General features: G+C 69.1%; 19 protein-coding genes. 9 read left to right on the top strand and 10 right to left on the bottom strand.

Annotated elements, in window-relative coordinates; all coding sequences use genetic code 11:
* Positions 1–397: 397 nt before the first annotated feature.
* The 10 genes from ACWGN5_RS40245 to ACWGN5_RS40200 form a co-directional block, all read right to left on the bottom strand.
* Complete coding sequence (locus ACWGN5_RS40245; protein WP_453523508.1) at positions 398–2839, bottom strand: hypothetical protein; 2442 nt, start codon at positions 2837–2839, stop codon at positions 398–400.
* Positions 2840–2997: 158 nt separating this feature from the next.
* On the bottom strand, positions 2998–3237 hold the full coding sequence (locus ACWGN5_RS40240; protein WP_453523506.1) for a hypothetical protein: 240 nt from the start codon (positions 3235–3237) through the stop codon (positions 2998–3000).
* Positions 3238–3291: 54 nt separating this feature from the next.
* Positions 3292–4347, bottom strand: a complete 1056-nt coding sequence (locus ACWGN5_RS40235; protein WP_453523503.1) for a conjugal transfer protein — start codon at positions 4345–4347, stop codon at positions 3292–3294.
* 66 nt (positions 4348–4413) lie between these two features.
* Positions 4414–4812: a hypothetical protein gene (locus ACWGN5_RS40230; protein ID WP_453523501.1), complete on the bottom strand. Its 399-nt coding sequence runs from the start codon at positions 4810–4812 to the stop codon at positions 4414–4416.
* Between the two features lie 12 nt (positions 4813–4824).
* Positions 4825–5208, bottom strand: a complete 384-nt coding sequence (locus ACWGN5_RS40225; RefSeq protein ID WP_453523499.1) for an RRQRL motif-containing zinc-binding protein — start codon at positions 5206–5208, stop codon at positions 4825–4827.
* Positions 5209–5291: 83 nt separating this feature from the next.
* A complete protein-coding gene (locus tag ACWGN5_RS40220) occupies positions 5292–5594 on the bottom strand; it encodes a hypothetical protein (RefSeq protein ID WP_453523497.1) in 303 nt (100 codons plus the stop codon).
* A 2-nt stretch (positions 5595–5596) separates the two neighbouring features.
* Entirely contained in the window at positions 5597–5908 is a 312-nt protein-coding gene (locus ACWGN5_RS40215) for a hypothetical protein (RefSeq protein WP_453523495.1), read from the bottom strand.
* A 3-nt stretch (positions 5909–5911) separates the two neighbouring features.
* Entirely contained in the window at positions 5912–6133 is a 222-nt protein-coding gene (locus tag ACWGN5_RS40210; protein WP_453523492.1) for a hypothetical protein, read from the bottom strand.
* Positions 6130–6276: a hypothetical protein gene (locus ACWGN5_RS40205; RefSeq protein WP_453523490.1), complete on the bottom strand. Its 147-nt coding sequence runs from the start codon at positions 6274–6276 to the stop codon at positions 6130–6132. Before ACWGN5_RS40205 ends, ACWGN5_RS40210 begins: the two co-directional genes overlap by 4 nt.
* A complete protein-coding gene (locus ACWGN5_RS40200) occupies positions 6273–6701 on the bottom strand; it encodes a hypothetical protein (RefSeq protein ID WP_453523488.1) in 429 nt (142 codons plus the stop codon). The genes ACWGN5_RS40205 and ACWGN5_RS40200 overlap by 4 nt, the downstream gene beginning before the upstream one ends.
* Before the next feature lie 273 nt (positions 6702–6974).
* Here ACWGN5_RS40200 and ACWGN5_RS40195 point away from each other — a divergent pair, with 273 nt between their 5' ends.
* The 9 genes from ACWGN5_RS40195 (at position 6975) to ACWGN5_RS40155 (ending at position 15691) form a co-directional block, all read left to right on the top strand.
* Positions 6975–7706 (top strand): GntR family transcriptional regulator, encoded by a 732-nt coding sequence (locus ACWGN5_RS40195; protein WP_453523485.1) that lies wholly within the window; start codon positions 6975–6977, stop codon positions 7704–7706.
* 2 nt (positions 7707–7708) lie between these two features.
* On the top strand, positions 7709–8278 hold the full coding sequence (locus tag ACWGN5_RS40190; protein ID WP_453523482.1) for a GNAT family N-acetyltransferase: 570 nt from the start codon (positions 7709–7711) through the stop codon (positions 8276–8278).
* 362 nt (positions 8279–8640) lie between these two features.
* Entirely contained in the window at positions 8641–12198 is a 3558-nt protein-coding gene (locus ACWGN5_RS40185; RefSeq protein ID WP_453523479.1) for a DUF927 domain-containing protein, read from the top strand.
* Positions 12199–12201: 3 nt separating this feature from the next.
* Positions 12202–12771, top strand: coding sequence for a hypothetical protein (locus tag ACWGN5_RS40180; RefSeq protein ID WP_453523476.1), 570 nt, complete (start codon positions 12202–12204; stop codon positions 12769–12771).
* Between the two features lie 691 nt (positions 12772–13462).
* On the top strand, positions 13463–13858 hold the full coding sequence (locus ACWGN5_RS40175) for a hypothetical protein (RefSeq protein WP_453523474.1): 396 nt from the start codon (positions 13463–13465) through the stop codon (positions 13856–13858).
* Positions 13859–13912: 54 nt separating this feature from the next.
* On the top strand, positions 13913–14098 hold the full coding sequence (locus ACWGN5_RS40170) for a hypothetical protein (RefSeq protein WP_453523471.1): 186 nt from the start codon (positions 13913–13915) through the stop codon (positions 14096–14098).
* 10 nt (positions 14099–14108) lie between these two features.
* Complete coding sequence (locus ACWGN5_RS40165) at positions 14109–14288, top strand: hypothetical protein (RefSeq protein WP_453523469.1); 180 nt, start codon at positions 14109–14111, stop codon at positions 14286–14288.
* Between the two features lie 201 nt (positions 14289–14489).
* Positions 14490–15293 carry a ParA family protein gene (locus tag ACWGN5_RS40160; protein ID WP_453523466.1) on the top strand — a complete coding sequence of 268 codons (804 nt, stop codon included), beginning with the start codon at positions 14490–14492 and terminating at the stop codon, positions 15291–15293.
* Positions 15290–15691 (top strand): hypothetical protein, encoded by a 402-nt coding sequence (locus tag ACWGN5_RS40155; protein WP_453523464.1) that lies wholly within the window; start codon positions 15290–15292, stop codon positions 15689–15691. The genes ACWGN5_RS40160 and ACWGN5_RS40155 overlap by 4 nt, the downstream gene beginning before the upstream one ends.
* Positions 15692–16112: the final 421 nt, after the last annotated feature.

Raw genomic sequence — 16112 nt, 5'->3', positions numbered from 1 at the left:
CGCTTTGCGCATTCCTGAACAGGTTTCCCGCGCGCTTATCGGCGCGCGGGAGAATTTGAATCCGAATTCTTCGCGCTTCGCGCTCAGAGCCTTTCAGATGTCGAAAGGAAGAGGTTCCCTGGATTCTTCTCGATGTCGCCGAATTCGGCATTTCAGACACGGCTCCGGCCAATTCGAATAATCCTCCTCGAATTCCTCGCCACACTCATGACACTTTCCGCAATCCGGATCTCCGCACATTTCTCCGCAGTTTTCGCATGCGATTTCTTCCTGCATTTCCAATTCCTCTCGGCAGGGAATTTCGAATTCCCAGAAAGGTATCAGAATGGGCTTCGGCATGCAAGTAGACCCCCTCCGAAGAGGGGGTCTACGGTGGTCGATGCGGCGTTTCCCCTGGTCAGGGGGCTACATTCTCCTTCGGCTGGTAGTACGCCTGAATCTGGGAGACCGTGTACAGCTCCTTTCCGTTCTTCTCGATGCCGCGCGGGAAGTCGTCGCGGCGCTGCTTGTGCTTGCGCATGGTTCCGTCGGCCGGCACTGCCGGGTCGTCCTCCAGGCGGCGGGCGATCTCGGAGAGCGGGAGGAGCTCCGGGGGCGCCGTGGGGTCGGCCTGGGGGGTCTCCAGGGCCTCCTCGCCGCCCTGGCCGGGGATCAGGCGGAACCTGTCACGCGGGGCTGTCACGCCCCCTGTCCCGCCACCCCCCAGCGTGACACCGCGACCTGCGGTTTCGTTCTCCAGACCCCCCTCCAGGGCCCCCTTGAGGTCCTTGGGCAGCTTGTCGCGTGACAGGCGCTCCAGGAGCCGCGGGAGGCGCTTCGGGGAGGGGGTGGGCGGGGTGCCGAAGAGGCCGGCGGCGGGGTCGAAGCCGGTCGCCTTGCGCTGCTCGATGGCCCAGGCCCGCAGGTCCCTGGGCTCGGCGAAGCAGGTCTGGATCCAGTACTGGGAGTTTCCTTCCACGACCATCATTCGGCCCGCCTTGTCGACGGAATCCGGGACGGGGGTGGTACCGACCACGTTCTTCCACTGGTTCAGGTTGTAATTTCCCATGAACTTGAGTCGGAAAAGGTTCCGGAGGCCCTTTCCGCCCAATGCCTGGTCCCGGAGGTCCTGAAATACGGCGAGGATATTTCCGTGAACGAAGCGGCCGAGGCGGGCACCGGAAGCGACCGTGCCCCAAATGGGGTCGGCGGCGCGGTCGGCGGGACCGAATTCGTCCTTGCTCGTCTTGCGGTTGTCGTCCCACCAGTCCTTGGAGATGTCGGCGAATTCGTTGGACTCTTCGATAACAAGGAGCATGCCCGGGAATTCGGCGTTTCGCTCGGATTCCACCCACGCGGCGCGAGCGTCAATCTCGTCCTTGAACCACTCAATTGCGGCGCGCATGTCGGCCACATTCTTCGGGTCGTTGTAGACGAATACACCGGGCACGCCGATGTAGTTTTCGACGCTGACGCGCTTTACGTCGGCGGCGATGATGAAGTAACCCTGGCGGATGAGCTGGGCAATAACCATCTGGCAGAAGGCTGACTTTCCTCCGCCGGTGCCGACGGACAGGGCCCAGTGGGGCGTCTCGCTGTCTCCGAGTTCCTTGACGATGATCTGGCCGTACTGGTCGCGGCCGACGACGACCTCGCCCTTCTTGCACGCGGCGATGGCGGCCTGGATCTCCGGGTCGAAGAAGTCGACGCCCTCGGGGCACTCGGGCTCGGGGGCCGGCGGCTTGGGCGGCGGCTTGTGGGTGTAGACGGCGGTGGCGTGCTCGCCGGTGAAGGAGAACCGGCCGACCCACTCCCCCGGCAGGCGCGTGTTGATGAGGGCGCCGAGGTTCTGACGGTCCAGTTCGGAGCCGCGGAACGTCCAGGGCAGGCGGATGACGATCCGGGCGCCCGGGTCGGCGAGGCGGGACGGGAGGTGCAGCCAGTTCTCCCTCGGCTCGTCCTCGGGCAGGCCGAGGTCGGCGCGCAGGATCGTCCAGACCTTGTCGCCATAGAGGGCGTCGTCGCTGGGGGGCTTGGGCTTGAAGCGGGTGGCGACGGCGACGGCGGCGACGAGGCCGAGGGCCAGGAGGACGAGGGTGGTGGTGCGCCAGGCGGGGACGAGGAGGCCGAGGGCGGCGGCGGTGGCGGCGAGGCGGGCCGCTCCGCGGGCGGCATACGGCCAGCAGTGCCAGGAGGTGGCGGCGCGGGCGAGGGTGGTGACGACGGGGGCGACGGCGCCGTAGACGGCCCGTACGACGCGGGCGACGGCCTTGGCCCAGCCCTGGACGCGGCGGGCGAGGCGTACGGCTCCCAGGACGGCGCGCAGGGCCTTGTCGAGCGCGCGGGAGCCCTTGCCCTTGTAGGAGGCGATCCAGGCGGCCGTGGTGCGGGCCCAGGGGCGGGGCTGCCCCTTCTTGACCAGGGAGACCTTGGGCGGGGCGGCGGCGATCGTGGCCATGGAGAGGGCGGGGGCGGGCTTGGCCGGGCGGTCGGTGCGGGTGCCGGCCTTGAGGAAGGTGGCGGTCGAGCGGGCCGGTCCTCGGGTCTCGTAGCCGCCGTAGAAGCGGAGCACGGTCCACGGGACCTTGACGATGCTGACCAGGGTGGCCCAGAGGCCCTTGATGGTCTTCCAGAGGCTCTTGTCGGCCGTCTGAGCGGTCTCGTTGCTCATGCCGCCCTTGGCCTTGTGCTTGGCCAGGAGGACGGCGATGACGACGGCGCCGAGGAGGGTCAGGTTGCCGCCGGGGAGGGTCTCGGAGAGCCAGCGCAGGATGCCGGTGATGGCGTCGGAGGTTCCGTTCGGGGCGGTGCTGGGCGGCGGTGCCGGCGCCTGGGGGTTGGCCGCGGCTGCGGCGGTCATGCTGTGCATCGAGGGTCCCCTTGTATGGAGGAGGGCCCGCCGCCCGGCAGGTGTGTCTCTGGCAGGAGTGGCCTGCCGGGCGGATGACCTCGGTCTCTTGCTACAGGTGCGGAATCCGGCGGCGGTGTGACGCTTCGCCGGGACTTTCTGCGCGTCGGCTAGAAGGGCGGGAGCGGGCCGCCGCGCGGTCCGTCGAAGCCGTCGTCCTTGCTCGGTTCGGCGAGGAGCGCGTTGTGGGCGAGCTGGGCGTAGACGCTGGCGATCTCGACGTGGAGTCGGGCGCGGCCGAGGGTGCGGTCGGGGTCGTTGGCGGTGGTGGAGGCGTCCGTGAGGCTCCGGGCCCGGCTGAGGCGGACGAGGGCGGCGGCGGTGAGTTCGGCGTAGTTGGCCTCGGGCATGAGCGGTGTCCTTCCGGGGGCCCGGTCAGCGGGTGCCGACCGGGCGGAGGGGGGTTAGAGGTAGGGGCCGGAGACCTTGGTGTCGGTGTCCGCTTCGGCGGCGGGAGCGGCCTTGGCCTCGCGCCAGTAGCGGGTGACGGTCTGCTGGAAGGTCTTGTCGTCGGCGTCGCGGCCGTGGCGAGTGGCGATGGCGGCGAGGACGTGCTGGACGTCCTTGACGCCGTCCTCGGCCATGCGGCGGACGTCGGCGGCGATGCTCGGCTTCTTGGCTTTCTCGGTGCGGACGAGCGCGAGCGACGGGCGGATGTTCTCGGTCTCTTCCTGCTGGTCAGAGCCGGTTACGGCCGGATATCCGTTCGCACCCTCGCGGATGGTGGACTCGTGGGCTCGTGGCGTCGTGGCGTCACCAGCGGGGGGAAGGAGGGCTGGGACCTCGTCTGCGGTCGCGGCGAGGAGCGCCGGGGCGGGGGCGGACATGCCCGGGGTGAACATCCGCTCCAGGGCGACGTCGGCGGACGCGGAGAGCCGGTTGCGCTGGACGTCCAGGAGGTCGGCGCCGAGGGCGGTGTCGCCCTCGCCGACCATCCGGGCGAGGCGCCAGGACTTGCGGACGGACGCCTTGCGGGCCCGCTCGGAGGGGTGGGCGGCGGCGCGGGCCTGGTGGTAGGCGAGGTCACGGATGACGGCGGCGGCGCGGGCCTCCGCCTCGACGTCGCGGCCGTCCTGGTGGATGACGACGATCCGGGCGAGGTAAGCGAGGGCCTCGGCGGCGGCCGTGATCGCCATCGGGGTCAGGGCGTAAACGATCGTCTGGCCGAGGCCCTCGGCGGCGGTGGCGCCCATGACGGCGGCGGCGCCGGGCAGGGCCCAGAGGCCGGCGCGGACGATCCGCGGGGCCGGGCGGGAGAAGAGCGTGGTGACGAGGAGGACCAGGGCGAGGATCGCGGTGGCGCCTTCACCCGCTCCGAGGGCGCCGAGGGCGGTCTCGGAGCCGTACCGGGCGGACAGGTTGCTGTAGGTGCCGATGCCGCCGAGGACGCCGATGGCGAGCATCGGGAGGATGGTGGCGATGAGGAGGGTCTTCTGCATCTTGCTGAGCGGGTTCTTCACTGAGCTGGCCTTTCAGGTCTTTGGTGGCGTCACGGCGTCGTGACGGCGTGACGCCATGAGGGGGCTCTACTTCGCCGTCTTCTTGAGGCCGAGGAGGCCGGCGCCCTGGGTCTTCGGCTGCTTCGGCGTCTCGCGGAGGGCCTTGATCCCGGCGGCGACGCCGATGACGCCGACGCCGATGCCGATGCCTCCATAGGCCACGGCCTGGCCCATGGCCGCGACCGCGGGGGCGGCGACGACGAGGAGCACGGTGGCGGGGGTGCAGAGGATGACCAGGCCGACCGCGACGAGGAGGCCGTTGCGGAGCCACGGCGGGATGGGCTGGGTGGGCATCTGGACGATGACCGGGGGCTGGCCCTGGGTGGGGATGTAGACCGGCTGCCCCTGCGGGGTGTACGCGACGGTCATGCCGGGCGGGATCGCGGCGGGGAGGGGGGTCGGGGTGTACGGCTGCATGTCGTTCACGGGTCGGTCCTCTCAGGCCGCGAGGGCGGCGGTGTAGGCGCAGTCCGGGCACGTGCCGAGCGACGTCGGGATGACGTAGCCGCGGTCGACGCGGCAGGCGGGGCAGGTGCGGCGGGCGCGCATCATGGCGTCGTGGGCTCGCCAGAGGCCGGGGGTCATGGGGCGGACCGGGGCGGCGAGGGCGATGAAGTAGAGGTAGGCGGCGCGGACGGGGCGGGTGTAGGTGCCGGGGGTGCGGCGGCCGTGCCAGAGGATCTGGGCGGCGACCGGCTGTCCGGCGGGGCGGAGCCCTCGTGCGCGGAGCTGACGGCGGGTGGCCAGGCCCTCGGGGGCCAGGAACTTGGGGTAGGTGGGCAGGCCGTAGATCTTGCCGTCCGGGTCGTAGAACTTGCTCACTGGGCACCTCCCTTGGCTGTTCTGGCGGTTGTGGTGGTGTCGTGGGTTCGTGGCGTCACGACACCACCAGAGGGGGGACAAGGTCAGGATTCGTCGGTGTAGACAGTGATCCATCCGGCCCAGTCGGCGAGCCGGTCGGCGGCCTCGAAGGCGGCGTCGCGGCAGGAGCGGCGGCCACGGCCGGGGGAGACCCACCAGAGGCCGGCACCGAGGGCAGCGGCGATGGCGACGGGGAGGGCGGAGAGGATCGCGGCGGTGGAGGTGAGGCCGAGGCCGAGGAGGGACTGGGCGGTCGGCAGCGCCACCAGGAGGACGGTGGTGAAGACGATCAGGGCCTCGGTGCGGGTGAGGATCCAGACCAGGGGCCAGGCGAGCAGCGTCTTCACGGTCACCACCAGCCCTGGGACTTGCGCTCGGCCTTGGCCTTGGCAGCCTCGGCGACGACCCGGGCCTTCTCGGTCTCCATCGCCGTGATCTCGGCCTGGAGCTCCTGGGCGGCGTTCTCCCAGATCGCCTTGATCGCGGCCTCGGCTCGCGAGGAGGACTTGAGCTTGAGGGCCTTGGTGAACACGGCGGCCGAGTGACGGGCCAGGCTCGCCTGGTCCCTGGCCGGGAGAGCCCACGACTCACGGCGCTGGACGGCCTGGAGCTTGGCCTCGGCCGTACGGATCGCCTGGTCGTACTTGCGGGTGTTCGCCATGGGTCAGCCCTTCTTCGGGTAGCTGTGGCCGGCGGGCGGGTAGGTCTGGGCGGGGTCACCGGCAACGCCGAAGAGGACGGTCTCCTCGAAGGTGTCGAGCGGGATCGCGGTGCAGTCGCCCGTGCGGGCGGTGTACGCGGACTCCAGGGAGTCCAGGAGCCGGTTCGTGCGGGCGGAGTCGTCGCTGGCGGACTCGCTGCGGCGGAAGAGACCCACGCTGATCACCGGCCCTGCGTCTGCTGGGCGGCCTGCTGGGCACGGATCGCTTCGGCGGCCTGGCGGGCGGCCTCGGCGTCGGCGGCGGCCTGGGCGGCCTGGGCCAGGTGGTACGCGGCGGCGGACTCGGTGGCCGGGTCGTAGTTGCTCATGCCGCCACCGCCGACTCGCTCGCGTACGAGCCGTGGCGCCGGTACTCGGCGTCCGCGCGGGAGTTGGCCTCGCGGCAGACCTTGCAGCTCTCGCCCCGCTTGAGGTGGGCCCGGTAGCCGCGGCGGGTGCCGCACCGGACCGGGTCGGAGAGGCGAGTGCTCTTCGTCCGCTCGGGGAACCAGGCCTTGATGGTGCGGGGGTCGACGCCGACCATCGGGCCGACGGTGATGTGGCCGAGGCCCGCGTCCAGGAGAAGGCTCGCCGCGTAGCGGGACTCGTCCTTGGTCAGGCGGGTACGGCCGCGGCGGCCGGTGACGGCCCGCTCGACCGCGATGGTGTCGATGATGGCGAGGCCCTCGGGGCCGGCCATGAAAACGGTGGCGGCCGCCATCTGCGGCACCCGGATGGACTCGATACGATCCATGGAGGATCGCTCCCTTCTGCGCAAATCAGACAGGGTTCGGTCTAGGCCCCAGTTCGGAGGTGAGATGCCGAACTGGGGCCGCTTGCGTGCTACAGCCTGGGAGTTGAGTACCCAAGTTGCGGCGACAAGACAGACCGTAAGGGCTTAGGTGATCCAGCGTCAAGTCTTGAGTACTCAACTGCGCGTTGCCATACGAATTCTGACGGAGAGTTATGTACTCAACTTCAAGATCCGTGTACTCTGCCACTCATGACGACACCGACCCCTCGCCGCATGACGGCCAAGACAATCGCTGACGATCTGCGCACGCAGATCAAGGGCGGAGCACTCCGGCCCGGCGATGTCCTCCCCACCAGCCGTGAACTGGCTGAGCACTACGGGGTCACCCTCAAGACGGTGGGCGCGGGCATCGACGTCCTCAAGGGCGAGGGACTTGTCATCGGAGAGCAGGGCGGCCGCCGGCGAGTCCGCGCAAACAGGCCGATCGTGTGGAACCTGACCCGCTTCGAGCGGGGACAGAGGCGCGACTCAGCGGCCGGGGATGACTGGAGCACCGCTATCCGGGACGCTGGCCGCGACCCGGAGCAGCACGTCACGGTTCACCTGGAGGAAGCCGACCCCCAGGTATCTGCATGGCTGCAGGTGCCAGTCGGCACCGAGATCGTCCAGCGGATCAGGCTCCGCACGGTCGACGGGCAGCCCTACCAACTGGCGACCTCGTCCTTCCCCATGAGCATCGCGGAGGGCACCCCGCTCCTGGCGGAGGGGGACGTCTCCCTGCCGGGCGGGATCCTCGCCGCAATCGGGCACCCCCAGCGGCACGTCAGGGACGAGATCTCCATTCGGATGCCCTCTCCCCAGGAGTCCGAGCAACTCCAGCTCCCTCCCGGGACCCCCGTCGCCGAACACGTCCGCATCGGATACGGCGAGGCCGGCCCTGTGCGCGTGATGGTGACCATCGCCCCGGGCGACCGCCACCGCCTCGTCTACGAACTGGAGGTCTGACCTTGCCGTACGCCATCACGCCCGCGAGCCCCGACGACATCACCCTTCTGATGTCGCTCCGCACCGAAGCTGAGAACTGGCTCGCCGCCCAGGGATCCGACCAGTGGTCCGACCGAGAAACCGGCGCCGCCGCGATCTCGAAGTGGAAGTCGGCGATCGAAGAGGGTCGCACCTGGCTGATCCGAGACGAGGACCAGGACCTCACCCTCGGCACCGTCAGCCGCGGGCCCGCCGACATGGACTTCTGGACTCCTGCCGACCACCCGGAGCGGGCTCTCTACCTGTACAAGCTGATGGTCCGTCGTGACGCTGCGGGCCTCGGCATTGGCAGCCTCATCATCGACTGGGCCTGTCGCCTGGCCGCTCTGGAAGGCCGCGAGTGGGTCCGGCTGGACTGCTGGCGAACCGCGACGGGTCTCCAGCGTTACTACGAATCGCTGGGGTTTGAGCACGTACGGACCGACGCCCCCGTACACAGAAAGTCCGGCTGGCTCGGACAACGGCAGAGTTCTCTGGTCCTGAACGACCACGCTCTACAGCCCTCGGCTAACCTCGCGGTCGCCGAACTCTAGGCGTCCACTTCCGGGCGTAAGCTGCACGGAACAACCGAACAAGATCCATAAACGTAAAAATGCCGCAAGCCCCAAACCCGGGGTCTCAATCAGGGGTCGAAGCCTGAAAGAGGTCGAAGTCCCGGGGAGGGGCTCGCGGCGACCAGCCATAGGTCTGCTGCCGAGTGTAAGGCAGAGGTGGGGAGATTTCTCCCCCACCTCTGCTGACGTCGTGACGTCACGCTCGGGCGGTGGGCCGCAGAAAGGACTCTGTGAGCACCTCCACCGAGATCCCCGCCCAGTCGCAGGAGCGGCAACGCGGGGGCAACGTTCGGGCCCTGGGACGCGATGGCGTCCCGCCCGGCTGCCGGTCGATCGCTGGTATGAAGAGGGGCTGGTACTACCAGGAGAGCACTCGCGCGATCCTGCACCAGCCGACCATCGACGAGGCTCCAACGGTGATCGGATACGTCCCCGAGATCCAGGCGACGATCGCGCACTACACGGATGACGGCGAGTACATCCGCACCGAGTTCCTCGCCCGGGGCAAGCGGCAGCGAAACCCCCGCATCCTCACCGAGGACGAACTCGACCGCGGTACGTGGGCGGCGAAGTGCGGGCAGCGCCGGCCGACAGGCAACGACGAGAAGCACGCATTCGCCAGGATCATGCGCGAGGAGGGCGACAAGGCCCCCGAGGTCCCGGCCCGCACGTTCTACAACGACGCCGGAGACCTGATCTTCCCGGACGCCAACGCCCAATCCCTCGGCTACCGCACCCTGCGCGGCGAGGAGAAGGACGCGGCCGAAGCCTGGGACGAGATCGGCTACTGGACCTCCGAGTGCGGCAAGAGCGCGCTGGTCCAGGGCGCCATGTTCGCCGGTCCGGTGCTCGACTCCCTCGACGTCCTCGCGCACATGGTCAACGTCTTCGGGCCCGGCCAGCAGGGCAAGTCCACGGTGCTGACGATCTGCGCGGGATCGTTCGGGGACATCAAGCCCCGCCGCCAGCAACTGATGATCACGTGGAACGCGTCGAAGCAGGGCATCACCCAGTCCCTCCGGCAGCGTGGCTTCCTGCCCCTGTGCCTGGACGAGCACAGCTCCTCCGGCCGGAGGATCCAGGAGTCCTCTCGGGAGATCTCCCAGATGGTCGCCGGAGCGATCCGCTCGATGGGTACCGCCGACGGAGCCCCCCGCGAGTCGGACGGCTTCTGGCTCTCCTGCGCGGTCTCCTCCTCCAACGAACCCTTGAAGCATGAGGGGCAGACAGAGGACCTGGCCTCCAGGCTCCAGGAGTTCAAGGCGCCGTTCTTCCCCGACAGGATGCTGTTGCCCGACGGGTCGCCGGCACCCGAGGGTCACCCCGGAGCGGAGCACGTCTCGAAGCGACTCAAGCGACTCGCGAAGTCGTACGGCGGGTGGCCCCTGGAGTGGGCGATCCGCAAGGGCATGTTCCGCGTGGAGAACCTCGGCCAGATCAAGAAACTCCACCTTGAACTGTGCGCGAAGCACCGCCCCGCTGGTGGCGGCATCGCCGCGACCATCGCCGAACTCCACATGGTCTGGGTCGTCGGTGCCTACATGCTCGGCGAAGCCATCGGCGTACCCGAGATCGGCAAAGCCGCCGAGAAGGAAGCCGCCGCCCGCCTCTCCGACGCCATCACCGTGGCAGCCGAGTCGAACGTTCCCGACCACGAAAAGCTCTGGGCCGCGCTCGACGCCCTGCGGATCGAGGCGTCCGCGTACCCCGAGATGGACAAGCTCGGCTCGATCGCCGAGGAGGGCTTCCGCAAGGTCCGCGGCTTCCACCGGTCCGCCGAAGGTGAGTGGTGGGTCATCGACCCTGTCGTACGAGACGCCGGCGCCCAGGCCGGGATCGACAACCTCACCGCCGCCCTCCGAAGCCTGGCCGACCTCAAGGTGCACGTTCGTGGAGACGGGAAGCACGCACAGCGTCAGACGCCGAAGAGTCTGCGTGCTGAGTTCCCGAACATGCCTCGCCGGATGCACTGCTTCGACACCCGCAAGGCGGGCGATCTGTTCTCCCCGGACGACCCCGAACCCACCGAGTTCCCGAGCGGACCCACCCCCGGGACCCACCCCGGACCCACCGGGGTGGGTCCGGAAATCAAGCCTCTGACCTGCGGCGGACCCACCGGACCCACCAGACCCACCCTTTCGCTCTTCGACTTCTCTAAGGAGTCGGAACCCACCCCCGGAACCACCCCCGAAGCAGGGTTTGCTGGAGAGCTCACGGCGTCGCGGGCTCATGACGTCACGAACGTTCCGCCGATGCCGACTCACCCGCCGGCCATCGTGCCCACCGCCGTGTACCCCGCAGCCCGGATGCACCAGCCAGGGGAGCCTTCGTTCGACCGCGCGTGGTTCGAGCTGGAGACCCGGGCCAAGGGCCGGACCGTCAGCGGCATGGCGTTCGGCGTCCTCGGCGACCACGTGCTGCACCTGCCGAACCAGTCGCCCGTCACCGTGGCGATGCCGTCCTGCGTGGACGACGTCCCCGAGCTGATGCACGCGTACGGGCTCAAGACGCTGTGGGTCCACGCCACGGGCGCCGCCGCCATGGGACTGCCCACCTGCGACGAGCGGCGCGAACTGCCCCTCGTCGGCAAGGACGAGAGCGACGAGGAAACCCCCGCCGGTCTCATCGGACCGCAGGCACCCGTCGCCCACCCCTGGGCCACCCCCTCCGGGACCGGCCTCGTCACCTCCATGGCCCCGGCGGGACTGGCCTCCTGGCTCACCCTCATCTGTGGCCACGGAGAGAACGCGAAGCGGCTGTCGGTCGCACTGCCTCTGTACGACACCCGCTACGACAAGGACGGCGGCCTCGACGGACGCGGCGGGTTCGGCGGACCTGCCACCCCCGAGGACATGCTCGACGCGCTCATGGTGTGGACCCTGTCCACCGTCCACGGACCGGCCGACTACCCGAAGATCACGCCGTTCTATCTGTCGGTGAACAGGACCGGCGAGGACTTCGCCGGCGGGCGGGGTCGCACCGACGTCGTCTGCGAGGCCGTGCGTCGGCGGGAGGTCACGCCGTTTCTGAACCACCGGGGGCTGATGGTCCCTCAGCGGTGGCACCGGACGCTGACCGAGGAGGAGGCCACCCGCGCGGCCGTGCACCGGTTCGACAAGTCGGCCGCGTGGCTCGGCGCGTTCTCCAACGTGGAACTGGGGATCGGCGAGCCCGTCCACCTCACCAGCGGCACCATCACCTACGACAAGAAGCTACCCGGCACCTGGCGTGTCGCCGAGGTCCCCGGACACGGGCCCGCCGGCCTGCCCGAGCTGAAGTTCCAGGAGGCCGAGAACGGCGGGTACTGGATCAGCACCCCCAGCATGAACCTGCTGCTGGACATCTACCCGGACTGGCAGCCCGAGTTCCTGGAAGCCTGGTTCTGGCCCGAGCACAAGCGGGCCCTGGAGAGCATGTACGACCGGGTCCGCACCAGCCGGATGCGGATCGTCAAGGCGATCGAGGAGGGGCACCCCGGCGCGAAGTGGGCCAAGCAGATCAACGGGCGCGCGTACCAGTCGTTCCGCGGCTACCTGGCCCGCACCTCCGGTCCTCTGACCGACCACGCCACCGGCGCCGCGTACGCGGCCGACATCTACTACCGGCCCGACTGGGCTCGCCTGATCATGGACCACGGCACCGCGAACCTGTACCGCAACCTCATCAAGTTCGCCGCCGCCGGACACTTCCCCGTCGCCGTCACGGTCGACGCCGTCACCTACGTCAGCAACGAGACCGACCCCGCCCTGGCCAAGCCCGCCCTCATGACCCTCGGCTCCGGCGGACGCGAGTGGACCCACGAGGGCTCCGCCCCGCTGTCCGAGTTGCTCGACGCCATCCAGGGCGGGAAGAGCGCTCACCATGCGCTCGACGCCTACCTCGACAGCAAGGGGGAGTGACCCATGGCCAAGTGGTGGAAGTTCGGACTCGGCCGGAAGAAGGAAGAGGGCGCTGCCCCCGAGCCCTCGCCGGAGCCGACTCCGACCCCGGCACCGGCTCCGGAGCCGACGCCCCCCGCCAGGGAGAAGAAGCCCGGTCTGCTCGGCCGCATCTTCGGCAGGAAGAAGAAGCCGGCCGAAGCCCCGCCCGCCCCGCCGGAGGCTCCGCCCGCGCCCCCGGCCCCTCCGACTCCTCCTCCCGCACCCCCCGCCGCCGAGGCTCCGGTCCCGGAAGGCGAACAGGGCGAGCTGTTCGGACCGGCCGAGGTCGGCGGCGAGGAAGAAGAGGAAGAGGAGCGGCAGTTCCCCGCCTCCCTCGGCGTCAGCGCCGACGGCGTCTGGAAGATCTCCAAGACCCTGTGGGACGGCATCATGCAAGGCGTCCTGACCGGTGAGGACGTCAAGGAATTCATCCTCGCCATGGAGGCAGGCAACCTGACCCGCGCGGCCGAACTGGTCGCCGACGCGTACGACGAGACCGTAGGCGCTCTCCTCGACGCCGAGGGGTCGACCATCCGCCACATCGGCTACTGAGCCCGCACAAGAGGGGGCCCGCACCACACCGTGCGGGCCCTCTCTTGTGGCGTCATGACGCCACGGCAGCATGACGCCACAAAGTCTGCTTCCAGCAGCCTCACCACGGGTCTGGGGCTGAGAGGCTCTCAGGTCCAATTCCCAGGTCAAGACGTCACCTGAGAGGTTGTGAGGCCATCGGTGGTAAGCGGCTTGCCCCGCACCTACGGGGGCTTGCCCAGTGCCCGGCAAGCCTTGCTCTCATCTCGGGGGCGCCCAAGGTCCGTAATCCTCCGTGGCCACCTTGCTCGGCGAGTGCGGGCCGGTGGCACGGAGCAAAAGCGGCTAGCGGCAGGAGGGGTGGCGTCGGCGGGCGCGGGGTCGGCCGCTGCACCGCGCGTACGGGGCTGGGCGCCGTACCCCCGCCGTCAGCACCGCGCGAGCGTGAGGCGACCGCACCGCCCGGCCGGGGCCGAGGGGGAGCCTCTGCTGCCGCGATGTGGCCGGCCGCCGTACTCTCGCTCCGCTCGTGACACCGCCATCGTGGCCGAGCATCCGGCCACCGACCGTGGTGGGCAAGCCCCTTGGGCAAGCCCCCGGCCTCAGAGCATGGTGAGCCCCGCGGTAAGCCCTCATCCTCCCTTGACCCCACTGTACGAAGTACGTACAGTTCTTGGTGTACGAAGTTCGTACACACAGGAGGAGGACTCCCATGGAGATGACCAGTCAGCCCACCGGAGACGGCGGCCGGATCGTCAGCCTCAAGCTCACCGCCATCGAGACCGAGATGCTCGGCGAGGACACCGACGCCCTCATGGCCAGCCTCGGCCGGGCCCTGTGGGCGACCACCGACCTCCGCCGCGGACAGACCCGCGAGGAGTGGTGGCCGGTCCTGACTGACACCTCCCGACTCATCCGCCAACTCGACGGCATCCGCGACGCCGCCCTGCGGGAGATCCCCGACTCCAGCCACGCCGAGATCGCCGCCGCCCTCCGACTCTCTCGCACCACCGTCGCGAGCCGACGCCAGAAGAACACCCTGCCCCCGGCCGAGCAGACCGAATGGGAGCGCTGGGCCAGGACCGGCAACTACCCGCACGAGTCCTGAGCACCGCCACCCGACCCGCGGTTACCCGCCCACCCCACCGGAAAGGACCCCATCATGGCCACGGACCCCCGCACCGACGACCAGATCCGCGGCGCCATCCAGGCTGCCGCCACCCTCGCCCGGCAGATCGAGAACGACCCCATGAGCCCGCCCTACATCCGGAACCTCGTCGAGCTCCTGCACACCGACGGCATCAACGCCGGCCTCGACGAACTCGACCGCCGCGAGCAGCAGAAGTAAGCGGACCACCATGTTCACCGGTACCCCCGACGAACTGCACGAGCGAGAGGCCCAAGCCCTCGCCCTCGCCACCCAGGCCGCCGAGACGCTCAACCAGATCGAGGCCCTCGGCCTCGGCACAGTGACCGGCACCTTGCGGTTCCCCGGCGGCCAGATCCGACGGCGTGAAGACGGATGGACCGCCGACTGACCACCTCCTGGTTCAGTTCTGGGCCCGTGGTTCAGTTCCCCGAACGGAAGTGAACCAGCCTCCTCAACCGCCCACTTACCACGGCGCCCCGCAGACCCTGGTGAGCCCCGTGGTAAGTCCGTGGTGAGTGACCCCGTGGGGCCGCGACGTCGTGACGTCACGACACCACTACTCTGGTCACACCCCACCAGGAGGAAGTTCATGAGCACACGCCGACGAGCGCGACGGATCGCGATCGGCAACAACAAGGGCGGGGTCGGAAAGTCGACCAACACCGTCCGCCTCGCCGAAGCCCTCGCCGCCCTCGGCTACAGCGTCGGCGTGAGCGAGATGGACCCCCAGGCCAACGCGTCCCGCCGCCTCGGGTGGAAGGACGACCTCTCCACCCCGACCATCGGCGACGCCCTCCACGCGGACAACCTCCGCGACGGCATCGCCGCCGGCCTCTGGCAGCCGATCGGCTGGAACGCCGAATACGCCGAACGCATCCAGCTGATCCCCGCCCGCTTCACCCTCCAGGACCGCGACGCCGAGGGCGCACACAAGGGCGCCTGGCGACGGCTCGTCCGCGCTCTCAAGGGCGCCGACGACCACCTCGACTTCCTCCTCCTGGACCTCCAGCCCTCCCTCGGCCACCTCACCCAGATGGGCCTCGCCGCAGTCGACCACGTCCTCATTGCCTTCGAGCCCGAGTACGACAGCCTTGAGGCCGCCGTCAGGTACAGGGACTTCATCGCCAGCTCCGGCGAAGACCTCGCCAACGAAGACCTCGACGTCATCGGCTACATCCCCAGCCTCTACGACGGCCGCCTCTCCGGACACGTCGGCCAGCTCTCCAACGCCCGCGCCCTCTGCGGCGACAAGCTCTGGGACGCCGTCCCCCGCCGCTCGTACCTCATGACCGCCGACGAATACGCCCAGCCCCTCACAGAGGTAGGCGGCAGCCACGAAATCCGCGCCGTCTACGAGATCCTCGCCCGACGCCTCGTGGAGGCCACCGCATGACCAGCCGACGCGACCGCCCCATCCCCCCCGGCACGTCCCCCCTCGGCCAAGCCGCCACCCTGCGCGTGAACGTCGCCCCGCTCAAGGTCGGCGACCACGCCGCCGAGGAGAAGCAGCAGGACGACACCCTCTTCGAGGAGCCTCCTCGCAGCACTCCGAAGACCAAGCCCGGACGCAGCCGCGGCGGGCGCTCAGCACCGCCCGCCGCCGCCGACGCCATCCCCACCACCATCAGGTTCGACCCCGAAGAGGCCGCCGAAATCGACCTCTGGATCCTGACCCTCCGCGAAGAGGCCGGCCGCCGCCAACTCGACAAGGCCGAGGTATTCCGCGAGCTCACCCGCCTCGCCCGCGAACACGACCCCACCCACAAAGCCCTCCTCCGCCGCATCCGATAAAGCACAAGAGAGGGCCCCTCCCCGAATACGGGAAGGGGCCCTCTCTGTTTTCAAAAAAGGCTCAAGCAGACAAAAAAGACCCCTCGCAGGGCTCTGACCTGCGGCTACTTACCACCCCTCTCGAATCTAAAGTACCTGTACGCCTTATGGGAACCCACCACCAAACCCGCCAGCGCCGTAATTCCCTTAACCACTAGAATGGCAACACCGATTTCCATTACTCTCTCCTGAATTTACTCGTAACTTGGGCATAGGGCGCCCTCCTTTTCCTGCATCAAACCTTGATGCATGCTTCAATTATACCAGAGTTTCCGGAATTCGTGGAATGCAACTCCGCCCCGAGCGGTTTATCGGGCGGGAATTGAATTCGCTTCGCGAATCAAATTGACCCAATATCCGGCGCTCTGCGCCGGGGTAGGCC

Source organism: Streptomyces sp. NPDC055815 (genome assembly GCF_053616475.1).
The sequence above is the reverse complement of the archived record's forward strand: the minus strand, read 5'-3'. Positions and strand labels throughout refer to the sequence as shown.

Bases quoted from the DNA above. Each gene is read 5' to 3' on its own strand.
- ACWGN5_RS40245 (WP_453523508.1), bottom strand. From the start codon at position 2,839: ATGACCGCCGCAGCCGCGGCCAACCCCCAGGCGCCGGCACCGCCGCCC.
- ACWGN5_RS40240 (WP_453523506.1), bottom strand. From the start codon at position 3,237: ATGCCCGAGGCCAACTACGCCGAACTCACCGCCGCCGCCCTCGTCCGC.
- ACWGN5_RS40215 (WP_453523495.1), bottom strand. From the start codon at position 5,908: ATGGCGAACACCCGCAAGTACGACCAGGCGATCCGTACGGCCGAGGCC.
- ACWGN5_RS40205 (WP_453523490.1), bottom strand. From the start codon at position 6,276: ATGAGCAACTACGACCCGGCCACCGAGTCCGCCGCCGCGTACCACCTG.
- ACWGN5_RS40200 (WP_453523488.1), bottom strand. From the start codon at position 6,701: ATGGATCGTATCGAGTCCATCCGGGTGCCGCAGATGGCGGCCGCCACC.
- ACWGN5_RS40195 (WP_453523485.1), top strand. From the start codon at position 6,975: ATGACGGCCAAGACAATCGCTGACGATCTGCGCACGCAGATCAAGGGC.
- ACWGN5_RS40185 (WP_453523479.1), top strand. From the start codon at position 8,641: ATGAAGAGGGGCTGGTACTACCAGGAGAGCACTCGCGCGATCCTGCAC.
- ACWGN5_RS40180 (WP_453523476.1), top strand. From the start codon at position 12,202: ATGGCCAAGTGGTGGAAGTTCGGACTCGGCCGGAAGAAGGAAGAGGGC.
- ACWGN5_RS40175 (WP_453523474.1), top strand. From the start codon at position 13,463: ATGGAGATGACCAGTCAGCCCACCGGAGACGGCGGCCGGATCGTCAGC.
- ACWGN5_RS40170 (WP_453523471.1), top strand. From the start codon at position 13,913: ATGGCCACGGACCCCCGCACCGACGACCAGATCCGCGGCGCCATCCAG.
- ACWGN5_RS40165 (WP_453523469.1), top strand. From the start codon at position 14,109: ATGTTCACCGGTACCCCCGACGAACTGCACGAGCGAGAGGCCCAAGCC.
- ACWGN5_RS40160 (WP_453523466.1), top strand. From the start codon at position 14,490: ATGAGCACACGCCGACGAGCGCGACGGATCGCGATCGGCAACAACAAG.
- ACWGN5_RS40155 (WP_453523464.1), top strand. From the start codon at position 15,290: ATGACCAGCCGACGCGACCGCCCCATCCCCCCCGGCACGTCCCCCCTC.